Origin of the sequence: Thermotoga sp. (assembly GCF_021162145.1) — a bacterium.
GTDB lineage: Bacteria > Thermotogota > Thermotogae > Thermotogales > Thermotogaceae > Thermotoga.
Map to the genome: position 1 here is coordinate 21,267 of NZ_JAGGZH010000010.1, position 18,097 is coordinate 39,363.

Here is an 18,097-nt window from a genome sequence, read left to right on the forward strand (position 1 = left end):
GAGAATTTTGAAGAATTTTACCACGAATCACTCGTATCTCAAAGCTTCTATTGGACTCAATCTGGAGGCTCTGTACGCAGGATAGAACCCAAAGAACAACCCGACACTTGCGGAGACGCCGAAAGCAATGATTACGGAGAGGGGATCCACGACGGCCTTCAACCCATAAGAACTTCCGAAGGCACTAACGATCGTATTCGAACCCAGTATTCCCAGGGCGACTCCTATAACACCGGCAACGAACGTAATCGCGACACTTTCCACGAGAAATTCAAGGAGGATTCTGAGTCTCGAAGCACCTATCGCCATCTTTATACCTATTTCTCTGGTTCTTTCAACAACAGACACCAGCATGATGTTCATGATGCCTATGCCCCCGACGACCAGTGATACGGCGGCGATGGCAACAAGAACGAGGTTGATAATGGAGATACTCTCGGACATCACGTTCAGAATAGCCTGCTGACTGATGATGTTGTAGTAACTCTCCTCTTCGTGGAACTTGGTGTAAAGCAAGTGGTCTATTTCCATGACGGCCCTTTGAGCAACATCCGGTGATTTACTCGTCGCAAGGATCATCGAGATCTTTCCGTGAGTCTGGAAAACTCTGAACTTTCCCGTTTCGTAGGGGATGAGGATCATGTTGTCCGGATTGAACATGAGAATGCTACCCGTTCTTTCGAAGACACCAATGATTTCGAAGACGAGTTTTCTGTTTCCCTGGGCGAGGTATATCTTCCTCCCCACAGGGTTCTCATTTTCGAAGAGGTTGTACGCTACCTCTTGACCAATGATGGCTACGTTTGCTGTGCCGTCTTCCTGTGTGAAAGTTCTACCGAAGGAGACCTTCAGATTCAGTATCTGGAATATCTCGTAAGGTGCGGCGTAGACGTTTGCCCTTGAGTTCGTTTTTCCGTACTGGACAAGGAAGTTTCCGTTCACAAGACCGATGGCTTTCTCAACACTGGGACACATGTTCAGAATATCTGACACGTCTTCTTCGTTGAGGGATTCTACGGACTGGGCTATCGTGCCTCCTCTTCCTCCAACAAACCCGGGTGTGACCATGATGATGTTCGATCCAAGGGAGGTGAGTCTTTCGGTCACACTCTCCCTCATACCAGCACCGAGTGACATCACCATGATGACAGCGGCCACTCCGATCACAATGCCAAGCATGGAGAGGAACGTCCTCATCTTGTTGGCAAACAGAGATCTCAGGACCTCTTTAAGTATCTCCATACACAACACCTCGGTGTTCTACATCCTCTATCTTTCCGTCCCTTATTCTCACGATGCACGTGCCTTCATTCACCATCTCGAGGTTGTGGGTAACAACGACCAGGGTCTTTCCCATCTCGTGAAGTTTTTTGAAGAGTTCCAGAATCTCTTCTCCTGTCTTCGTATCAAGGTTTCCTGTTGGCTCGTCCGCGAGGATGAAAACGGGATCGTTCGCCAGAGCCCTTGCTATCGCTACCCTCTGTTGCTGACCACCTGAGAGCTGGTTGGGACGGTGGTAGAGTCGATCGCCAAGCCCGACAAGTTCCAGCAGTTCTTTTGCCCTTTTCCTTCTTTCTTTCGCTGGCACGCCTGCGTATATCATAGGAAGTTCCACGTTCTCCAGAGCGTTGAGGCGCGGAAGAAGGTTGTAACTTTGAAAGACGAATCCGATCTTTCTGTTTCTGACCTGGGCAAGTTTTCTGTCACTCATCTTCGACACATCTTCTCCTTCGATGAGCACCCTTCCCCTCGTAGGTCGATCAAGACATCCCAGTATATGAAGGAGTGTGGACTTTCCACTTCCAGAAGGTCCTATTATGATCACGTACTCCCCCTGAAAGACCTCAAAAGAGACTCCACGAAGAGCTTCCACCTTCACCTCTCCAAGATCGTAGATCTTCCATACATCGACGAGTTCCATCACCTTCTTCATCTTGTTCGTCCTCCTCTGGGACTGAATATCGGAAGTCCCTGTCTTGTTCTCAGTCTTTGAATTTCCTGCTGGGATGGAATGAGAAGGAGGACATCTCCTTCGGAGATTCCTTTTTTGATCTCTATTCTGTCGTTCACTTCTTCTCCGATCTCCACGTACACCTTCTGGGGTCCCTCAGGTGTTTGCTTCATTACGTAGTACCCGCTCTGGTCCTGCCTGACTGCTTCTCTGGGAACGAGGAAAGAACTGGTTGCTTCCTTCACGATGATCTCCACGTTACAAGTGAGCCCTGGGATTACAATTTCGGGCGGTGTCTGATCGAAAGAAAACTCAACAGGTATCACTGTAACTCCACCTGACGTTTCCGCAACAGGACTGATCCTCTTCACTTGTCCAGTCAGAGTGAGTCCAAGTTGTTCAAAGGTGAAAACGGCTTTCATTCCTTCTTTGACGTTTTTTAGATCGTATTCGTCGATAGCCCCTTCCACTCTCAGAGTAGCCGTTTCTACGATTTCAACGATGGCTGTTCCCACGGAAACCCTGTCTCCCTCAGACACGTTAACCGACTGAACCACACCACTCACTGGAGAAATCACAGTGGTGTTTTCAAGATTCTTTTTTGCCTTCTCCAGATTCAAACGGTTGATCTCAGTAGGTGAGGTTTTGTAGTTGTTCAAGGCGGAAAGATACTCGATCTGATAGTCCGTGTCGTCTATTTTGGCAATTTTCTGGCCAGCCTGCACGTAATCTCCCTCTTTAACATAGAGTTCCAGAACATCTCCAGAAACCTTGGAAACGACTCTTCTGGTATCGGCTGTTACACGGCCCACGATTTCAACGATTTCGTTTTCTCTCGTCACAGTGTAGGTGAGATGGACAGGAAGTTGAGTGGAAGTAGCTGTTTTTTCAGAGACACTCTGAGCGCTGGCTTTGTTCAGAAAGATCACAACGATCAGCAGAACCACCAGTACCGCTATGATCAGCAGTACTATCCATTTCTTCAATTTCGATCACCTTCCTTGAGAAATTTCTCAAGATCGTATCCCAGGGTGCTTATGTACTTCAATTTTTCCAGAATTAGAGAATTTTCGAAATTTTCCATAGCGAGTTTTCCTTCCATGTAATCGAGTTCTGAAAGGATGAGATCTTCTTCGCTCAAAAAACCCTTTTTGAACAACTGTTTGTTTGTTTCATAAGTCTCCCTGAGATCGTTCACCTCAATATCTTTTTGCTTCATCTGGGATTCAAGATTTTCGATGTTGACAAGTAATTCGCTTATCGAATCGTTTATCTCTTCCATCCTTTCTCGATATTCCAGCGAGGCAATCTGAGATTTTCTCTTCTCTGACTCCAGTTTCCTTTCTCCAAAGTCCCAGAGGGTAACCTGAAACCCGATACCTACCGACCAGTTGCTCTCTTCAAAATCGTAGTTGAAGGAAAAGGTCAGATCTGGCAAATATGGCAGAAACCACGTCCTTTTTTCAATTTCCTCTGCTCTCTTTTGAATTTCCAGCGCTTTCAGGTCTTCTCTGTATTCCAGTATGGTGGCTGGAAGGGTGATGTTCACAAGAAGATTCTTTGTCTCCCTGTAGATTTCTTCATTTATGCTCTCTGTTTGAATCGTTTTGAGTTTCAGTTCTGTGTTCCTCAGGGTTTGTTCAACAGAGAATATTTGTTTTTCCAAAGATTCTTTTTCGTCTTCGTTCACTGTCTTGGTGAGTTTTTCTTTCAGTACCTGGAGTTTTTGTGAAAGAATCTCGATCTCCTTCGTGTAGTAGTACCAGTTGAATACATCCTGAACTGTCTGGATGAAGATACTGTTCTTCACGGACCTCATAGAGTACCGTGCGGAGAGGTAATTTGCCTCCATCTTCAGTCTGCTCACCATGTAATCTGCTTTGAGATTCTTTGAGATACTCAACTGTGTGTCATTGAAGTTGAATGACCAGTCTTTTGTATTCACCGAGATCGGAAAGGAAAGTCCAAGTTTGAATCCATAGATGTTCACAAAATTGATGGTGGGGAGCACGGAGAAATTCTGAACTCCTTCTTCTGTTATAGTGATACCGTTTGCGCCAAGTGAAACAGATACCTCTGGATTCCAGAAACTCGTGTACCGTTTGTAAGAAATTTCTGCCTCTTTGAACGATTCCACACTGGACCAGTAACTCGATGAGTTATTCAGATTCTCTTCGAACAAATCGAACACGTTCCCTGCGAGGAAAACGGGTATGAAAAGAAACACCAGAAAGAATTTCTCCATTTTCTATCACCTTCTTCAGAAGGAGATGTCTTTTCCAGCATCGATAAGGAGGTTCACGATTGTGATGTAGTAGTTCTGAAGCGTGCTCAGGTAATTCTTTCTGGTGTTGAGAAGATAGATTTTCTGGGTGTTCAGTTCTTTTTTCGAGATCAAACCCTTTTCATATCTGTCCTGGTAATCTTTCAGTATGTTCTCGTTGAGACCCACTCTTTCTTTCAGCACTTTAAGATTCGAAAGAGTAACCTCCAGGGAATTCATGGTGCTTCTATAGTTATCCTTTGCCTCTTTCAGCGCTTTTTCGTAGTTCATCTTTGCTTTCTGATAGGTTAGTTCTGCTGTTCTTTTTTCGTACTTCGAAGCGGCAGCGGAGAGGTTGTTGAGATCGTACTCTGCGATCTTCATGTTTATCTCCGCGATCTTTACGGAGAGGAGGTTGTTCAGGTATTCGTTTTCATTCACAAGGCTGTGGAAATCCACCAGGGGAAGCTCTATCTCGCTTGCATCCACACTGAAGAGTTCTTCGTAGTCTTTTCGTGCTTCTTCAAGGTCGTTCTGAGCGGAGAGAAGACTGTTACTGGCCTCCTCAAGGGTGAGTTCAGATTCTTTCAGATCGTTCTCTGATATGAGATTCTTTTTGAAAAGCTCCTGATTCGCTCTGTGATCCTCCCGAGCGTTTTCGAAGTTGTGCTGAGCGATCTCGTAAGAGATCTCGGCTGTCAGGAAATCGAAGATTCTTCCAAGAATGTCCTGGTATGTGGATTTCAACGAACTTCTGTAACTCTGAAGGTTGTTATAGTAGCTGAGTTCTGCAGAGAGTTCTGCTCTCTTATTCGTTGCTTCGAGTTTGGCCTTTTCGTAATCCATCGTTGTCTTCTCAAGATCGATTTGAGCGATCTGATAGTCTGTGCTGCTTGCGAGTGCTGTCTGAAGAGCATCGTTCAGAGAAATCGAAAAACCCACCACGGAAGTTAACAAAACCAGTGCTGCAAAAAGATTCTTCATGTAAATACCTCCTTTTCAAAATATTTGCTGATGAAATCTTACATCTTCCTTTGTGAAAAAAGTGTGAATTTTCGTTCGTTCATGTTATGTCTCAACCTGTTCCTTCACAATCTCTTTGTAGGCAGGAGTCCTTTTCAGGGGCTCCTCATGTGTTCCTTCAGCTTCCACTTTCCCATTGTTCAGTAGGATATTTAGAAAAGCATGAGAAAGGAATCAAACTTTACTCTCACTTGCGCAGCAGAATAAAGAACGTCTCACCGAAGCTCAGAAGCATATTTATTGGGAACCTGCTAAACTATTGTTCCGTGCATCTGCACAATGTTTTTGAATGTTTAGGGAGAATAAAACCAGAGGCTCACTATTTGGAGAAAGCCTCTTACGCTTATATACTAATCTATACTAGAAAGCAAAATACATGGCAAGAACAGGAAATATCGAGGAAGCGATGGAGTGTTATGGGAAAATACTGAAGATGCTGCGAGAGATTCCTCACCCTTCTGGGATAATTGCTTGCCTTAACGACATAGCGTGGTACACAAAAGAGAAAGATTCAAAAGGGCAGCAGAAGAGGTACTCTACTACAAAAACACAAAAACTCTCCGGGAGTTTCTGAAGAAAAACGCCATATTCATCAAACATCACTTTTGTTGCCTTCTAGTGCGAAGAAGATGGAAGAGTCAGAAGAAGGTTGATAAGAATACTGAAGGGTTTATAATCGCTTCCCGTTTGTTCCACTTGATACTTCCGTGTTGTACAATTCAATCAGTCAAGGGGGTGGCTTCATGATTACTATAGAAGACATAAGAAAAGCCCAGGCAATTTTGAAAAATGTTGTTCACAGAACTGCCCTTACCTATTGTTCTGTTCTGAGCGAGATCACAGGTGGGGAGATATACCTGAAGATGGAGAATCTCCAAAAGACTGGGGCTTTTAAAATAAGGGGCGCGTACAACAAGATAGCCCATCTGAGTGAGGAAGACAAGAAAAAAGGGGTTGTCGCTGCTTCCGCTGGAAATCATGCTCAGGGTGTGGCGCTTGCTGCCAAAACTTTTGGCATTCCTGTAACTATCGTAATGCCGAGGTACGCTCCTCTTTCGAAGATCACAAGAACGAAAAATCTAGGAGCGCAGGTGATTCTGGAGGGAAACGTGTTTGATGAGGCGTACGAGGCGGCGTTGAGAATACAGGAGAAAACAGGTGCGGTTTTCGTTCATCCGTTCAATGACCCTTACGTTATAGCGGGACAGGGAACCATAGGTCTTGAAATAATGGAAGACCTATCCGACGTGGAAATGGTCGTTGTGCCGGTGGGTGGAGGTGGTCTAATCTCCGGGGTTTCCATTGCAATCAAGTCCATGAACCCGAATGCTCGAATAATAGGTGTTCAAGCGGAGAACATGCCCTCCATGGTTGCTTCTCTGAGAAAAGGAAGGACAGAAAGAATAGAAGGAAAACCCACACTCGCCGACGGAATAGCCGTGAAAAAACCAGGGGAGTTGACACTTGAGATCGTAAAAAAGTATGTCGATGAGATGGTCACGGTGAGTGAGGAAGAGATAGCAGACGCTATTCTGTTTCTTTTGGAACAGGCAAAGGTGGTGGCTGAAGGAGCGGGTGCAGTGGGGGTGGCAGCGCTTTTGAACAAACTGGATGTGAGAGGAAAGAAAGTGGTGGTCGTCATAAGCGGAGGAAATATAGATGTGAACATGATCGATCGGATTATAAACAAAGGGCTTGTAAAGAGTGGAAGGAAGGCGTTCATAGAAACGTTCGTGATGGACAGGCCTGGTGCATTGAAAGAGTTACTCGGAATCATTGCTGAACTTGGGGCAAATGTGCTTTCTGTTTTTCATAACCGCTCCGCGAAGGACGTTCCTATTGGCTTCGCCAAGATAGAGCTCGAACTCGAAACGGTCGATGAAAAACACGTCGGGGAAATCGAAAGGGTTCTCATTGCAAAAGGATATGAGGTAAAGAAAGTAGGATGACAGAATATCTCCCACGGAGGTGGAAAGTTGAGACTCGTCTCAGATCTTTTTTTCTTCACAGGGTTTGGAGCTCTTTTTGTTTCGATCGTCTTTTTTGATCTTGGGACGCGAGCCATCAAAAGGAAGCAGAGTCAAAGGAAAAAATTCTACGATAAAAAAGGATGGCAGTTCCTCTCTGTGAGTCTTACCTCCTTCGCGGTGTCCATAATACTGGCCCTTGTTGGAAGGAGTTAGAACGTGGTGTTTCTGATCTACAACCCGGCTGCAAACAGTGGGAAGGCTGGAAGACTTTGGGAGAGAGTGAAAGATCTTCTGGAGAAATATAGAATAGAGTACAAAATCGCCTTTACAAAAAGGCCAGGTCATGCGATAGAGCTTTCGAAGAAGGCTTTCGAAGAAGGCTATAGAGAGATCGTGGCGTTTGGTGGCGACGGTACGGTGAACGAGGTGGTGAACGGAGTCTTTCTGGGTGGATTCAATCTTGGAGAGGTTACGTTCGGCTGGATTCCGTTCGGCAGTGGAAAGGACTGGGCACGAACTACCGGTGTTCCTCTGGGGATTGAAGAAGCGATCAAGACTTTGAAAGAAGGAAAGGTGTTCGTTCAGGACCTGGGAATTACCGAGTACGAAACGTCCAGTAGGGAGATAAAGAAACGGGCGTTCGTCAACGTTGCTGGGCTCTTTTTCGATGGTTTTGTAACATACAGAACGAACTTGCTCCGAAGGAAAAATCGTGTTTCTTACTTTTCAAGAATATTCTCTTCCATTATCAAGTACAAACCACCTGCTGCGAGGATACAAATCGATGGAAGAGTGTGGAAAAAGAAGATCTTTTCCATGAACGTTGGAATCTGCAAGTACAACGGTGGAGGTATGAATCAGCTTCCCCACGCAGTTCCAGACGACGGGCTCCTCGCCGTTACCGTGATAAACGACATAGGAAAACTCAGAATCCTGGCGAACTTGTACAGGGTGTTCAACGGAACGCTTCTGGAACATCCAGGTGTAGAGGGATACCAGGCGAAAAGAGTGGTGGTGGAGTTTCAGAAGAGTGAACCGGTTGAACTGGATGGAGAGTCTTTCTGGACAAAGAAAGTGACTTTTTCCATCGTACCGAAAGCGTTGAAAGTCCTGGTGAAAAAGTGAGGGGGTGTCCCCTCACTTGGTGATGGATTTCGCAAGGTTCAGGAATTCTTGAGCAATCTTGTCCCCGCTGTACTTTTCCACAAAAGTTCTCACTTCTTTCTTTATGTCTTCTATCAGGTCTTCGTCTAGAATCAAAAGTTCCAGCTTGTGTACCAGATCGTGAACATTTTTGTATTTCACAATGGGGCCAAAACCGTAAGCGTCCGTTTGAATAGTTTCAACGAACCTGCTGTCCCTTATGACTATGGGAGTTTCACTCGCTATAACCTGATAAAGAGTGGATGAGACCACAACGTTTGGAGTGTTTCCTTTTGGGAGCAGGTGTACGTTCGATCCTTTCAAATAGCTGTATAGCTTCTCAACAGTGGGTCTTTTTTGCCACTGTGTGATCCATTCTGCTTCGTAATCTATCCTACCGTCGGATCTGACAATCCAATAATGCACGCTGGAGAATTTCTTTCTCAACTTTTTCAGAGCGTTCAGGAAATCACAGTACTCTTCAGTGGGCTGTCTTCCGAAGGAGAAAAACAGGAATTTGTCCTCACCGATGGGTCTTTCGGGTTCTACCTCATAGGGTTTCATCACAGGATAACTGATCACTTCCACTTTTTCTCTGGGGATACCGTAAAATTCGAGGATCTCATCGTAGAACCTTCTATCAAACACAACGATTTTGTCGCAGGGCAGTTTTACAATCTCTTTTGCCCTGAAGATGTTCGCTTCATGAAAAACAGAGATAACGGGAATTTTCAGCTTTTCTATGAGGCTGGAGAGAGGTTTCACGGGGATTCTCCAGAAGGTCTCTATTATGAGCAGGTCCAGGTCTTCTTTCAAAATCTCTTCTTCTTTCACCCAACCTTCTTCGGTCACATTGTCCACTTCTGTGTAGATTTCCCTCTTCACGAACTCCGGGTCCTGAGCCTCTGTTCTCTTGTAGTACTTAACTTCCTTTTTGGCACTTTCCTCGGTTGGAGCAAAAACCACCACTTCGTGTCCCATGTTGATGAATACTCGTGCAAGTATCTCTGCGTGCATTCCCACACCACAGGTTGCACCCCATCTACTGAGGAAACCGATCTTCATATGATCACCTCCTTTTTTTAGTTTGTCTTGTGATCGTGAGCATTAATAAGATCTATAATTATTATAGGACTTTTTCAATACAGGAGGTTGAAGATTTTGAAAGAAGTTTTGAGCATGGGTACGAGGGAACCAATACTTGGAACCAACAAGATTGTTAGCAATGCCAAAATGAACCTCTGTGGTATTGTAAATGCAAAATCTGGCATCTGTGATCAGGACTGTAGGTTCTATGCTCAGAGTTCTCTGTACGACACCAGTGTGATTGGATAAAGGAAGCGTTCTCATGAAGGCAAAAGAATCAGAGAAGGTGAGTGTCGTTAGATTCGGTATCGTCACGTCCGGAAGAAGGCTCACAAAAAAAGATGTGTCCAGAGTGGCTGATGTTTTTGAAAATTTGCGCGTCTTTGGGAACTCTTGAAAAAGACGAGCTTAGGTACTTCAGAAATCATGGACTCGACAGATATCACCACAATTTAGAATCTTCCCCAAGTTTTTTTGAAATATTTGCACTGCCCACTCTTTTCACAATAGGATGAGGACCGTGGAAATGCAAAGGATGCTGGACTAGAGGTTTGTAGCGGAGGAATATTCGGCCTGAGAGAAAGTTCCGAAGAATGACTGGAGCTGGCAAAAATTCTGAAAGACATGAAGGTAGATTCTGTTCCCATCAATTTTCTTATACCGATAAAAGGAAGTCCCTAAAACTTTCCAAAACTCAGTATCGTGGAGAGAATTCGAACAATAGCGATATTTAGAATTGTTCTCGGTGAAAGAACGGCGATAAAGATCGTAGTGGACAGAGAAGATTTTAGAGATTTTCAAGCGCTTGCCTTTTTTGCAGGTGCAAATGGGATGATAGTAGGTGGATACCTGACCATAAAAGAAAGAGTTATGAAGACGACAGAAAGCTCATTGAAGGTTTAAAGGAGTTGATGAAATGGTAGAAAAACTCATCGATATCATCGAGAGAAGTTTGAAAAAATGTCCCTGGCTCGAAAAGCAGAACATCGAGTCCCTTCTCGATGCACTCACATCCGAGGTCGAGGAAGTGAAAGAAGCGATAAAGAGAAAGGACCTGACTAACCTCGAGGAAGAGATAGGAGATTTGATTTACGATGCTTTTCTCGTGGGAGCCGTTGCAGAAAGAGATCACGGAGTGGATCTAAAGAGGGCTATTCAGAGGGTCGTGGAAAAGGTCTCTCACAGAAAACCATGGTTGTTTTGGGACAGAAAGATCTCTTTGGAAGAGGCAGAGAGAATCTGGAAAGAGCGAAAAAAAGAGATCTAGTCCATCTTATCCAAAGGTTTTTCTCCGAAAAGTTTTGTAGGCAAAAAGAATATCGAAGAAGAGAGTTTTCGATTGAACTTTTCAACTTCTGAGTTGTACTCTGCTTTTGCTTCCTTCAGCAGTTTTAGTATTTCGGTGTGTTTTTCTTCAACGAGGGTGTTGCCGGATTCCACTTCTTTTCTGAACAACTTTTCTCTTTCCTCGAGTTCCATGACATCTCTTTCTATGTAACCGATGATCTTTCTGTGGCGGATCAGAAAGGCCCAAGTGTAAAATGAATATATGGTGAAGCCAAGAACGATCAGAGCAACGATCCACATGTTTTCACCTCCGGAGGAATGATACCACGGGGGTGATTGAAAAGGGGGAAAGAGAATGATAAAAATAGGCGCCCACATGCCGATTTCGAAAGGGTTTGACAGAGTACCGGGAGATACAGTTAGTATTGGAGGAAACTCCTTCCAGATATTTCCTCACAACGCCAGATCCTGGAAGGCAAAGCTTCCCGCGGACGAGGTAGCCACAAAATTCAAAAGAGAGATGAAAAGACACAGAATCGATTTGGAAAACGCTTTCTGTCACTGCGGATACCTCATAAACCTTGCCAGTCCCAAAGGAGACATCTGGCAAAAATCTGTAGAACTGTTGAAAATAGAAGTGGAGATCTGCAGGAAGTTGGGTATAAAGTACTTGAACATCCATCCTGGGAGTCACCTTGGAACAGGTGAAGAAGAGGGAATAGACAGGATCGCACGCGGGTTAAACGAGGTGCTGAACAACACGGAGGGTGTGATCATTCTCCTGGAGAACGTTTCCCAGAAGGGTGGAAACATCGGTTACAAACTTGAGCAGCTGAGAAAAATAAGGGATCTTGTTGACCAAAAAGATAGAGTGGCGATCACGTACGACACGTGCCATGGGTTTGATTCTGGATACGACATAACAGAGAAAGAGAGAGTGGAAGCTCTTTTGAGTGAAATCGAAAACCTCTTTGGTCTTGAAAGACTCAGGATGATCCACTTGAACGATTCGAAATATCCCCTCGGTGCGGCAAAAGACAAGCACGAGAGAATAGGAAGCGGGTTCATAGGCGAGAAAGGTTTCGCAGTGTTTTTCTCGTTCAAAGAGATCCAGAGAGTTCCCTGGATTCTGGAAACGCCTGGTGGGAATGACGAGCACGCGGAAGACATAAGGAAAGTCTTTGAGATCATAGAGAAATACGGAATAGAGGTCGATTGATGTGCCAGTGGATGGAGTTCTTCTCTACAAGGTTGTGCGCGAGCTGAAAGGTCTGATAGGAGAGCATCTCAAACAGATCTATCAGCCCACAACGGTCGATTACTATTTTCTGTTTCGTAGTGGTACCATCCGGGTGTGTTTGAAACCGGACGTATCACACGTTACACTTGCCAAAAAGGAACAAGCATCGGAAAAGATGCCCTCTTCTTTTACAATGCTTTTGAGGAAGGAGTTGAAGGGTGCGAAACTTTTGAAGATGGAGCAGATTGGTATGGACAGGACGGTCCGGTTTGTGTTCGAAAAATTCGACGAAATAGAAGGAAACGTTCAAAAAGAGCTCTTCGTTGAGATAATGGGTATGCATTCGAACATGATCCTCGTGAAAGATGGAAAGATCGTCGACGCGCACAGAAGGATAGTGACAAGAAAAAGGGAGATCCTTCCAGGGAAAGAATTTGTGATCTTTCCGTCGGGAAAAACTTCCGTGTTTGAACTGAAAGAACTCCCAGTCGGCAGTTCCAAAACAGCCCGAAACGTGCTTCTTTCAATACTGGAGGGTTTTTCACCACTATCTGTGGAGGAGCTGCTGCACCGAAGTGGAAACGACCCAGACACTCCCTGGGAGGCAGTTGACAGGGAAAAGGTGCTCAAGGTTTTGGAGGATGTGAGGGCAGAACTGGAAAGTCCCGGCGTGTTTGTTTACTACGAGAAGGCATATCCTGTAGAAATTTCGGCGTTCAGGTTCACCATGCTGGGTTTAAAGGAGAGGTACTTCGAGAGTGCATCTGAAGGACTCAACGAATTTGTGAGCTGGAAGGAGAAAAAGTCCACGTTCGAGAACATGAAACATCGTCTCTCGAAAATCGTGATGAGAAAGATCGAGGACCTTGAAGATCTGGAAGAAAGGCTCTTGGCGGAGCTTTCTGATGTGGAGGAGGCAAAGAAATACAAAAGGATCGGGGATCTCATCGTTCAAAACCTCTGGAACATCAAAGAGAGGTCGGGGAAAGTGGAGCTTGTAGACTGGGAAACTGGCAAAAAAGTATTGGTCGACGTTGGGGAAGATCCCTCCCAGACGGCTCAAAAGTACTACAACATCTACAAGAAGCTTCAGAGGAAGAAAGAGCAGGTTGGGAAAAGACTTCAGGAGATCCAAGGGGAAAAAGACTACCTCTACCAGCTGTGGCAGACCATAGAAGACGCAGAAGACATGGAATCGCTCGAAGAAATAGAAGAAGAGATGAGGGAGTTTGGGCTTCTGAAAGAAAAGAAGGAGAGAAAGAAGGAGAGGAGATCCCGATTCAGAGAGACTGAATACATGGGCTTTAAGATACTCGTAGGAAGAAACAACAAACAGAACGATGAACTCGTGAGGAACTCTTCGAAAGAAGACCTCTGGTTTCACGCCCACGAAATGCCGGGTGCTCACGTGGTTGTGAAGACAGAGGGAAAGAACGTCCCCCAGGAGGTGATAGAGTACGCTGCGAGTCTAGCGGCCGGTTACTCAAGGGGAAAAGATTCTGGGAAAGTGCTGGTGGATTACACCTTCATAAAGTACGTGAGGAAACCGAAAGGTTTCAAACCCGGTATGGTCATATACACGAATTACAAGACGATCCTTGTGCAACCTAGGAGGTTGGAAAAATGATAGGCTATCAGATCTATGTGAGATCTTTTAGAGATGGAAACTTCGACGGGCTGGGAGATTTCAAAGGATTGAAAAATGCGATTACTTATTTGAAAGAACTGGGGGTTGACTTTGTATGGCTCATGCCCATTTTTTCTTCTATATCTTTTCACGGGTACGATGTGGTGGATTTTTATTCCTTCAAAGCCGAGTATGGAAACGAAAAGGACTTCAGAGAGATGATCGAAGCGTTCCACGGCAGCGATATAAAAGTCGTTCTAGATCTTCCCATTCATCACACCAGTCTCCTGCATGTGTGGTTTCAGAAGGCTCTGAAAGGTGACCCGCACTACAGAGATTACTACGTGTGGGCCACCGGAAAGACCGATCTCAACGAAAAAAGGGAATGGAACGGAGAGAAAATCTGGCATCCTCTGGATGATGGGAGATTCTACAGAGGTCTCTTCGGGCCTTTTTCTCCTGATCTGAACTACGACAATCCTCAAGTACTGGGAGAGATGAAAGAGCTGGTTCGGTACCTTTTGAGTCTGGGGGTTGATGGTTTCAGATTCGATGCGGCAAAACATATGAGAGATTCACTGGAGCAAAATGTTCGTTTCTGGCAATATTTTCTCTCCGATATAGAAGGAATCTTTCTTGCAGAGATCTGGGCAGAAACCAGGATAGTGGATGAACACGGCAAAATCTTTGGTTATATGCTCAATTTCGACACATCGCACTGTATAAAGGAAGCCGTCTGGAAAGAAAATACCAGAATGCTGATCGAGTCGATCGAAAGAGCTTTGATTGGGAAGAGCTACATTCCCGTCAACTTTACCTCGAATCACGATATGTCGCGGCTCGCCAGCTTCGAAAATGGCCTGAGCAGGGAAAAGGTGAAACTTTCTTTTTCTATTCTTTTCACGCTACCAGGAGTCCCGCTGATCTTCTACGGTGATGAACTCGGAATGAAAGGAGTCTATCGAAAGCCGAACACAGAGGTAGTTTTAGACCCGTTCCCCTGGAGTGAAAATATGTGCACCATGGGGCAAACTTTCTGGAAGTGGCCCGCGTACAACGGACCTTTCTCGGGAGTGTCGGTTGAGTATCAAAAAAAAGACCCAGATTCTGTATTATCCCACGTCGCAAGATGGGCGAGTTTCAGGAGAGAAAATCCCTGGCTGGATAGAGCAAGTATCAAGTTCTTACATGTGGAAGAAAAGTTCCTGATGTATCGGCTGTTCGATGATGAGCGTTCGCTCAAGGTGTTTCACAATCTCTCAAGTGAAGGATGGATCTTCGAAGGAGTTCGTGTTCAACCCTATGGTACGGAGGTGGTTTGAATGAAGATGGAAAGAAAAAGCGTATGGCAGCACAGAAGCCGAGAGGAGATAGAGTCCTTTGCCAGAAAGTACATGGAATTCATCGGAAAAGCGAAGACCGAACGGCTCGCTGTGAAAGAGATCAGGGAAATCCTGGAAAGAGAGGGGTTTGTCTCTCTGGAGGATTTTGCTGGAGACCCTGTGGACATGGCAGTCTACGCGGTAAACAGAGGGAAAGCGATAGCCGCCTTCAGAGTGGTGGATGATCTGAGAAAGGGATTGAACCTGGTGGTAGCCCACATTGACGCTCCCAGGTTGGATCTCAAACCGAGTCCCTTAGTAGAGGATGAGCAGATAGCCCTCTTTAAAACTCACTATTACGGCGGAATAAAGAAGTATCAATGGTTCAGTATACCTCTCGAAATACACGGGGTGCTCTTCAGAGGAGATGGAACGGAGGTAGAGATACACATGGGGAACAAACCGGAGGATCCCGTCTTCACGATACCAGACCTTTTGCCTCATCTAGACAAAGAGGACGCGAAGGTCTCTGAGAAATTCAAAGGAGAAAACCTTGTGCTCATAGCTGGTACTATTCCTCTCAGTGAAGAAGAGAAAGAGGCAGTGAAAACGAACGTCTTGAAAATTCTGAACGAGATGTACGGTATCTCAGAGGAGGACTTTGTGAGCGGTGAGATAGAGGTAGTTCCTGCTTTCCCACCAAGGGAAGTGGGGGTGGACAGGAGTCTCATAGGAGCCTACGGACAGGACGATAGAATATGTGCCTATACGGCACTTCGAGCGCTTTTGTCGGCAAGTCCAAAAAAATCTATCGGTGTGATCTTTTTCGATAAGGAGGAGATAGGAAGCGATGGGAACACCGGTGCAAAGGCAAGATTTTATCTGAGAGTTCTCAGACAGATCCTGAAGATGCAGGGGGCAAAAGACTCGGAGTTCGCGCTCGATGAAGTGCTGGAAAAATCCTCTGTAATCTCCGCTGATGTGTGTGCTGCGGTGGATCCTCCTTACAAGGACGTTCACGATCTTCACAATGCACCCAGGCTTGGATACGGTGTGGCTCTTGTCAAGTACACGGGTGCCCGAGGAAAGTATTCCACGAACGACGCCCACGCCGAGTTCGTGGCACGCGTAAGAAGGGTTCTCAACGAACGTGATGTCATCTGGCAAGTGGCAACACTCGGAAAGGTTGATCAGGGTGGTGGGGGAACGATCGCGAAGTTCTTCGCGGAAAGAGGAACAGACGTGATCGATATGGGACCTGCGCTTCTTGGTATGCATTCTCCATTTGAAATTTCCTCGAAAGCAGATCTGTTAGAAACTTACAACGCCTACAGATCCCTTCTGGAAGATCTGTGAGGTGGTAGTTTGATAGAAAAGATTGCAAAAGAGATCATAAAACATTTCCCAAGGGATCACAAAGAGAAAGACCCATTCAGAGTCTTGATCGCAACAGTCCTGAGTCAGAGAACTCGTGATGAGAACACTGAAAAAGCAGCAAACAAGCTCTTCAGAATATACAGATCGCCGAGAGAACTGGCAAAGGCAAGACCCGAGAACCTTTACGATTTGATAAAAGAGTCGGGTATGTACAGACAGAAGGCAGAAAGAATAGTGGAGATATCGAAGATCATCATAGAAAAGTACGAAGGAAAGGTGCCGAACACACTGGAAGAGTTGTTGAAACTACCTGGTGTTGGAAGAAAAACAGCGAACATAGTGCTCTGGGTTGGCTTTAAAAAACCTGCCCTCGCCGTGGATACGCACGTCCACAGGATCAGCAACAGACTGGGTTGGGTGAAAACGAAGACACCAGAAGAAACAGAAAAAGAACTGAAAAAACTTCTTCCAGAGGAGCTTTGGGGACCGATAAACGGTTCTATGGTAGAGTTTGGAAGAAGAATATGCAGGCCTGTAAACCCAAAGTGTGAAGAGTGCTTTTTGAGGGAACACTGCAAGTTCTACAACGAGCGGTACTGATTGAAGAGGGTTGCGCTTGATATTTGATGTCTTCCAACTCATGATAAAATAGTTCTAACAACGAACTATTGTTCTATTGTGCAGGAGGAAGAGAAATGCTCTTTCTCTCCAACATCCTCAGATCTATGGGTACCATGAGCTTCAATCTTCTCATACAGCTTCGTATGAAGGAGTTGGGCGCAGCTCTCTTTTTAATAGGGTTTCTCTCCAGTCTCAGGGGCGCTGTGAACACCTTCTCTAATCTTTTCTGGGGAAAAGTATCTGATGGACTGGGAAAGAGGAAGCCGTTTCTCATCGCGAGCCTTGCGCTGGCGTCCGTTTTCTATCCTCTCTACGCCGTTGAGGAAAGTCCTCTTGCCATTTTGATGTTATCCGCGGTGATAGCGTTTTTCAACGGGATGTATCCTCCCGCGGCCATGGCGCTCAGCAGTAACAGAAAGAGGATGTCACTTGGTTTTTCGTTGTACAACTCTTCGAATTCACTCGGAATGCTTTTGAGTAGGTTGTCCATCGGATTTCTGCTCATGTTCGTTGATTTGAGATTCGCCTTCGTGTTTTTCTCGATCGTCATAGCAACAGCCGTTATACCGGCACTCATGATAAAGGAGGAAAGAGTGGAACGAAAAGTTAAAAATCTGCATTTCAGAAAACAGCTTCTTGAAGGTGGCACCTGGGCGATTTACCTTGGAAGTTTTTTAAGGCAAATGGGAACTTCCGGCTCTATGTCTCTGATAGCAGTCTACCTTAGTGATACATTCAAATACAGTGCGTCTACAATAGGCTTTGTGACTGCTGTCAATCCCCTTGTACAGATTCCTTCCCATTTCCTTTTCGGCAGGTTGGTGGAGAAAACAAGCCCAAGAGCAATTGCTGTTTTAGGGATCTTCATGTCCTCGTTGACGCCGCTTCTCATGATGATACCAAAAAACTGGGCACCTGTAGTATCTTACATCGCACTTGGCATGAGCTTTGGAGCCTTCATAAATGGAACGAGCAACTTCCTCGGAAGAAAGTTTCACTACTTGCAAAGAGGACAGGCTCTTGGCCTTTTGAGTTCAGCGAGGTTCCTTGGTGCCACTTTGGGTCCGTTTTTGGCAGGGATGCTCGCAGAGAAATCATATTTACTCATGTTTTCAACTCTTGGGATAGTGATCGCCACGGGAGGGTTTGTGGTGCTTCTCTTCACAAAAGGCGGGGAGTGAATCCCC

The 18,097-nt window shown here is 45.4% G+C and carries 20 protein-coding genes; 13 read left to right on the forward strand and 7 right to left on the reverse strand.

The genetic code is table 11. The features are described from left to right. Positions 1-27 precede the first annotated feature (27 nt). Genes J7K79_RS00645 through J7K79_RS00665 form a run of 5 tightly spaced genes read right to left on the reverse strand, consistent with a single transcriptional unit; the run spans position 28 to position 5,198 of the window. A complete protein-coding gene (locus tag J7K79_RS00645) occupies positions 28-1,242 on the reverse strand; it encodes an ABC transporter permease (RefSeq protein ID WP_296904035.1) in 1,215 nt (404 codons plus the stop codon). Continuing rightward, positions 1,229-1,933 carry an ABC transporter ATP-binding protein gene (locus J7K79_RS00650; protein WP_296904037.1) on the reverse strand — a complete coding sequence of 235 codons (705 nt, stop codon included), beginning with the start codon at positions 1,931-1,933 and terminating at the stop codon, positions 1,229-1,231. The genes J7K79_RS00645 and J7K79_RS00650 overlap by 14 nt, the downstream gene beginning before the upstream one ends. Beyond that, positions 1,930-2,937 carry an efflux RND transporter periplasmic adaptor subunit gene (locus J7K79_RS00655; RefSeq protein WP_296904039.1) on the reverse strand — a complete coding sequence of 336 codons (1,008 nt, stop codon included), beginning with the start codon at positions 2,935-2,937 and terminating at the stop codon, positions 1,930-1,932. The genes J7K79_RS00650 and J7K79_RS00655 overlap by 4 nt, the downstream gene beginning before the upstream one ends. After that, entirely contained in the window at positions 2,934-4,196 is a 1,263-nt protein-coding gene (locus J7K79_RS00660) for a TolC family protein (RefSeq protein WP_296904041.1), read from the reverse strand. The genes J7K79_RS00655 and J7K79_RS00660 overlap by 4 nt, the downstream gene beginning before the upstream one ends. A 15-nt stretch (positions 4,197-4,211) precedes the next feature. Continuing rightward, complete coding sequence (locus J7K79_RS00665) at positions 4,212-5,198, reverse strand: TolC family protein (protein ID WP_296904043.1); 987 nt, start codon at positions 5,196-5,198, stop codon at positions 4,212-4,214. Between the two features lie 782 nt (positions 5,199-5,980). Here J7K79_RS00665 and ilvA point away from each other — a divergent pair. From ilvA to J7K79_RS00680, 3 genes are read left to right on the forward strand one after another with little or no spacing between them, the layout of a single operon-like run. Beyond that, on the forward strand, positions 5,981-7,186 hold the full coding sequence (ilvA, locus tag J7K79_RS00670; RefSeq protein WP_296904045.1) for a threonine ammonia-lyase: 1,206 nt from the start codon (positions 5,981-5,983) through the stop codon (positions 7,184-7,186). Positions 7,187-7,213: 27 nt separating this feature from the next. Next, positions 7,214-7,420 (forward strand): hypothetical protein, encoded by a 207-nt coding sequence (locus J7K79_RS00675; RefSeq protein WP_296904047.1) that lies wholly within the window; start codon positions 7,214-7,216, stop codon positions 7,418-7,420. Between the two features lie 3 nt (positions 7,421-7,423). Continuing rightward, the gene (locus J7K79_RS00680; protein ID WP_296904049.1) at positions 7,424-8,332 is read left to right on the forward strand and encodes a diacylglycerol kinase family protein; all 909 of its coding nucleotides are present in this window, start codon (positions 7,424-7,426) and stop codon (positions 8,330-8,332) included. A gap of 12 nt (positions 8,333-8,344) precedes the next feature. Here J7K79_RS00680 and mds read toward each other — a convergent pair whose 3' ends face one another. Beyond that, positions 8,345-9,415 carry a GDP-mannose:di-myo-inositol-1,3'-phosphate beta-1,2-mannosyltransferase gene (gene mds, locus J7K79_RS00685; protein WP_296904051.1) on the reverse strand — a complete coding sequence of 357 codons (1,071 nt, stop codon included), beginning with the start codon at positions 9,413-9,415 and terminating at the stop codon, positions 8,345-8,347. Positions 9,416-9,511: 96 nt separating this feature from the next. Here mds and J7K79_RS00690 point away from each other — a divergent pair, with 96 nt between their 5' ends. The 4 genes from J7K79_RS00690 to J7K79_RS00705 all read left to right on the forward strand — a co-directional run bounded on the left by J7K79_RS00690 (position 9,512) and on the right by J7K79_RS00705 (position 10,703). After that, complete coding sequence (locus J7K79_RS00690) at positions 9,512-9,685, forward strand: hypothetical protein (protein ID WP_296904053.1); 174 nt, start codon at positions 9,512-9,514, stop codon at positions 9,683-9,685. Between the two features lie 13 nt (positions 9,686-9,698). Then, positions 9,699-9,833 carry a hypothetical protein gene (locus tag J7K79_RS00695; protein WP_296904055.1) on the forward strand — a complete coding sequence of 45 codons (135 nt, stop codon included), beginning with the start codon at positions 9,699-9,701 and terminating at the stop codon, positions 9,831-9,833. A gap of 305 nt (positions 9,834-10,138) precedes the next feature. Further along, complete coding sequence (locus J7K79_RS00700; protein WP_296904057.1) at positions 10,139-10,339, forward strand: hypothetical protein; 201 nt, start codon at positions 10,139-10,141, stop codon at positions 10,337-10,339. A 13-nt stretch (positions 10,340-10,352) separates the two neighbouring features. Then, positions 10,353-10,703 (forward strand): MazG nucleotide pyrophosphohydrolase domain-containing protein, encoded by a 351-nt coding sequence (locus tag J7K79_RS00705; protein ID WP_296904059.1) that lies wholly within the window; start codon positions 10,353-10,355, stop codon positions 10,701-10,703. Here the strand turns inward: J7K79_RS00705 and J7K79_RS00710 are convergent. Next, on the reverse strand, positions 10,700-11,023 hold the full coding sequence (locus tag J7K79_RS00710) for a hypothetical protein (protein WP_296904061.1): 324 nt from the start codon (positions 11,021-11,023) through the stop codon (positions 10,700-10,702). The two genes, J7K79_RS00705 and J7K79_RS00710, sit on opposite strands and share 4 nt — an antisense overlap. Positions 11,024-11,078: 55 nt before the next feature. On the opposite strand from J7K79_RS00710, the gene J7K79_RS00715 reads away from it, so the two are divergent. From J7K79_RS00715 to J7K79_RS00740, 6 genes are all read left to right on the forward strand, one after another. After that, complete coding sequence (locus J7K79_RS00715; protein ID WP_296904062.1) at positions 11,079-11,942, forward strand: deoxyribonuclease IV; 864 nt, start codon at positions 11,079-11,081, stop codon at positions 11,940-11,942. Position 11,943: 1 nt separating this feature from the next. Then, a complete protein-coding gene (locus tag J7K79_RS00720) occupies positions 11,944-13,590 on the forward strand; it encodes an NFACT family protein (protein ID WP_296904064.1) in 1,647 nt (548 codons plus the stop codon). Next, a complete protein-coding gene (gene mgt, locus J7K79_RS00725) occupies positions 13,587-14,912 on the forward strand; it encodes a 4-alpha-glucanotransferase (protein WP_296904066.1) in 1,326 nt (441 codons plus the stop codon). Before J7K79_RS00720 ends, mgt begins: the two co-directional genes overlap by 4 nt. Then, positions 14,913-16,268, forward strand: a complete 1,356-nt coding sequence (locus tag J7K79_RS00730; protein ID WP_296904068.1) for an aminopeptidase — start codon at positions 14,913-14,915, stop codon at positions 16,266-16,268. Between the two features lie 9 nt (positions 16,269-16,277). Beyond that, entirely contained in the window at positions 16,278-16,889 is a 612-nt protein-coding gene (gene nth, locus J7K79_RS00735) for an endonuclease III (protein WP_296904070.1), read from the forward strand. Between the two features lie 95 nt (positions 16,890-16,984). Further along, positions 16,985-18,091 carry an MFS transporter gene (locus J7K79_RS00740; protein ID WP_296904072.1) on the forward strand — a complete coding sequence of 369 codons (1,107 nt, stop codon included), beginning with the start codon at positions 16,985-16,987 and terminating at the stop codon, positions 18,089-18,091. Positions 18,092-18,097 lie beyond the last annotated feature (6 nt).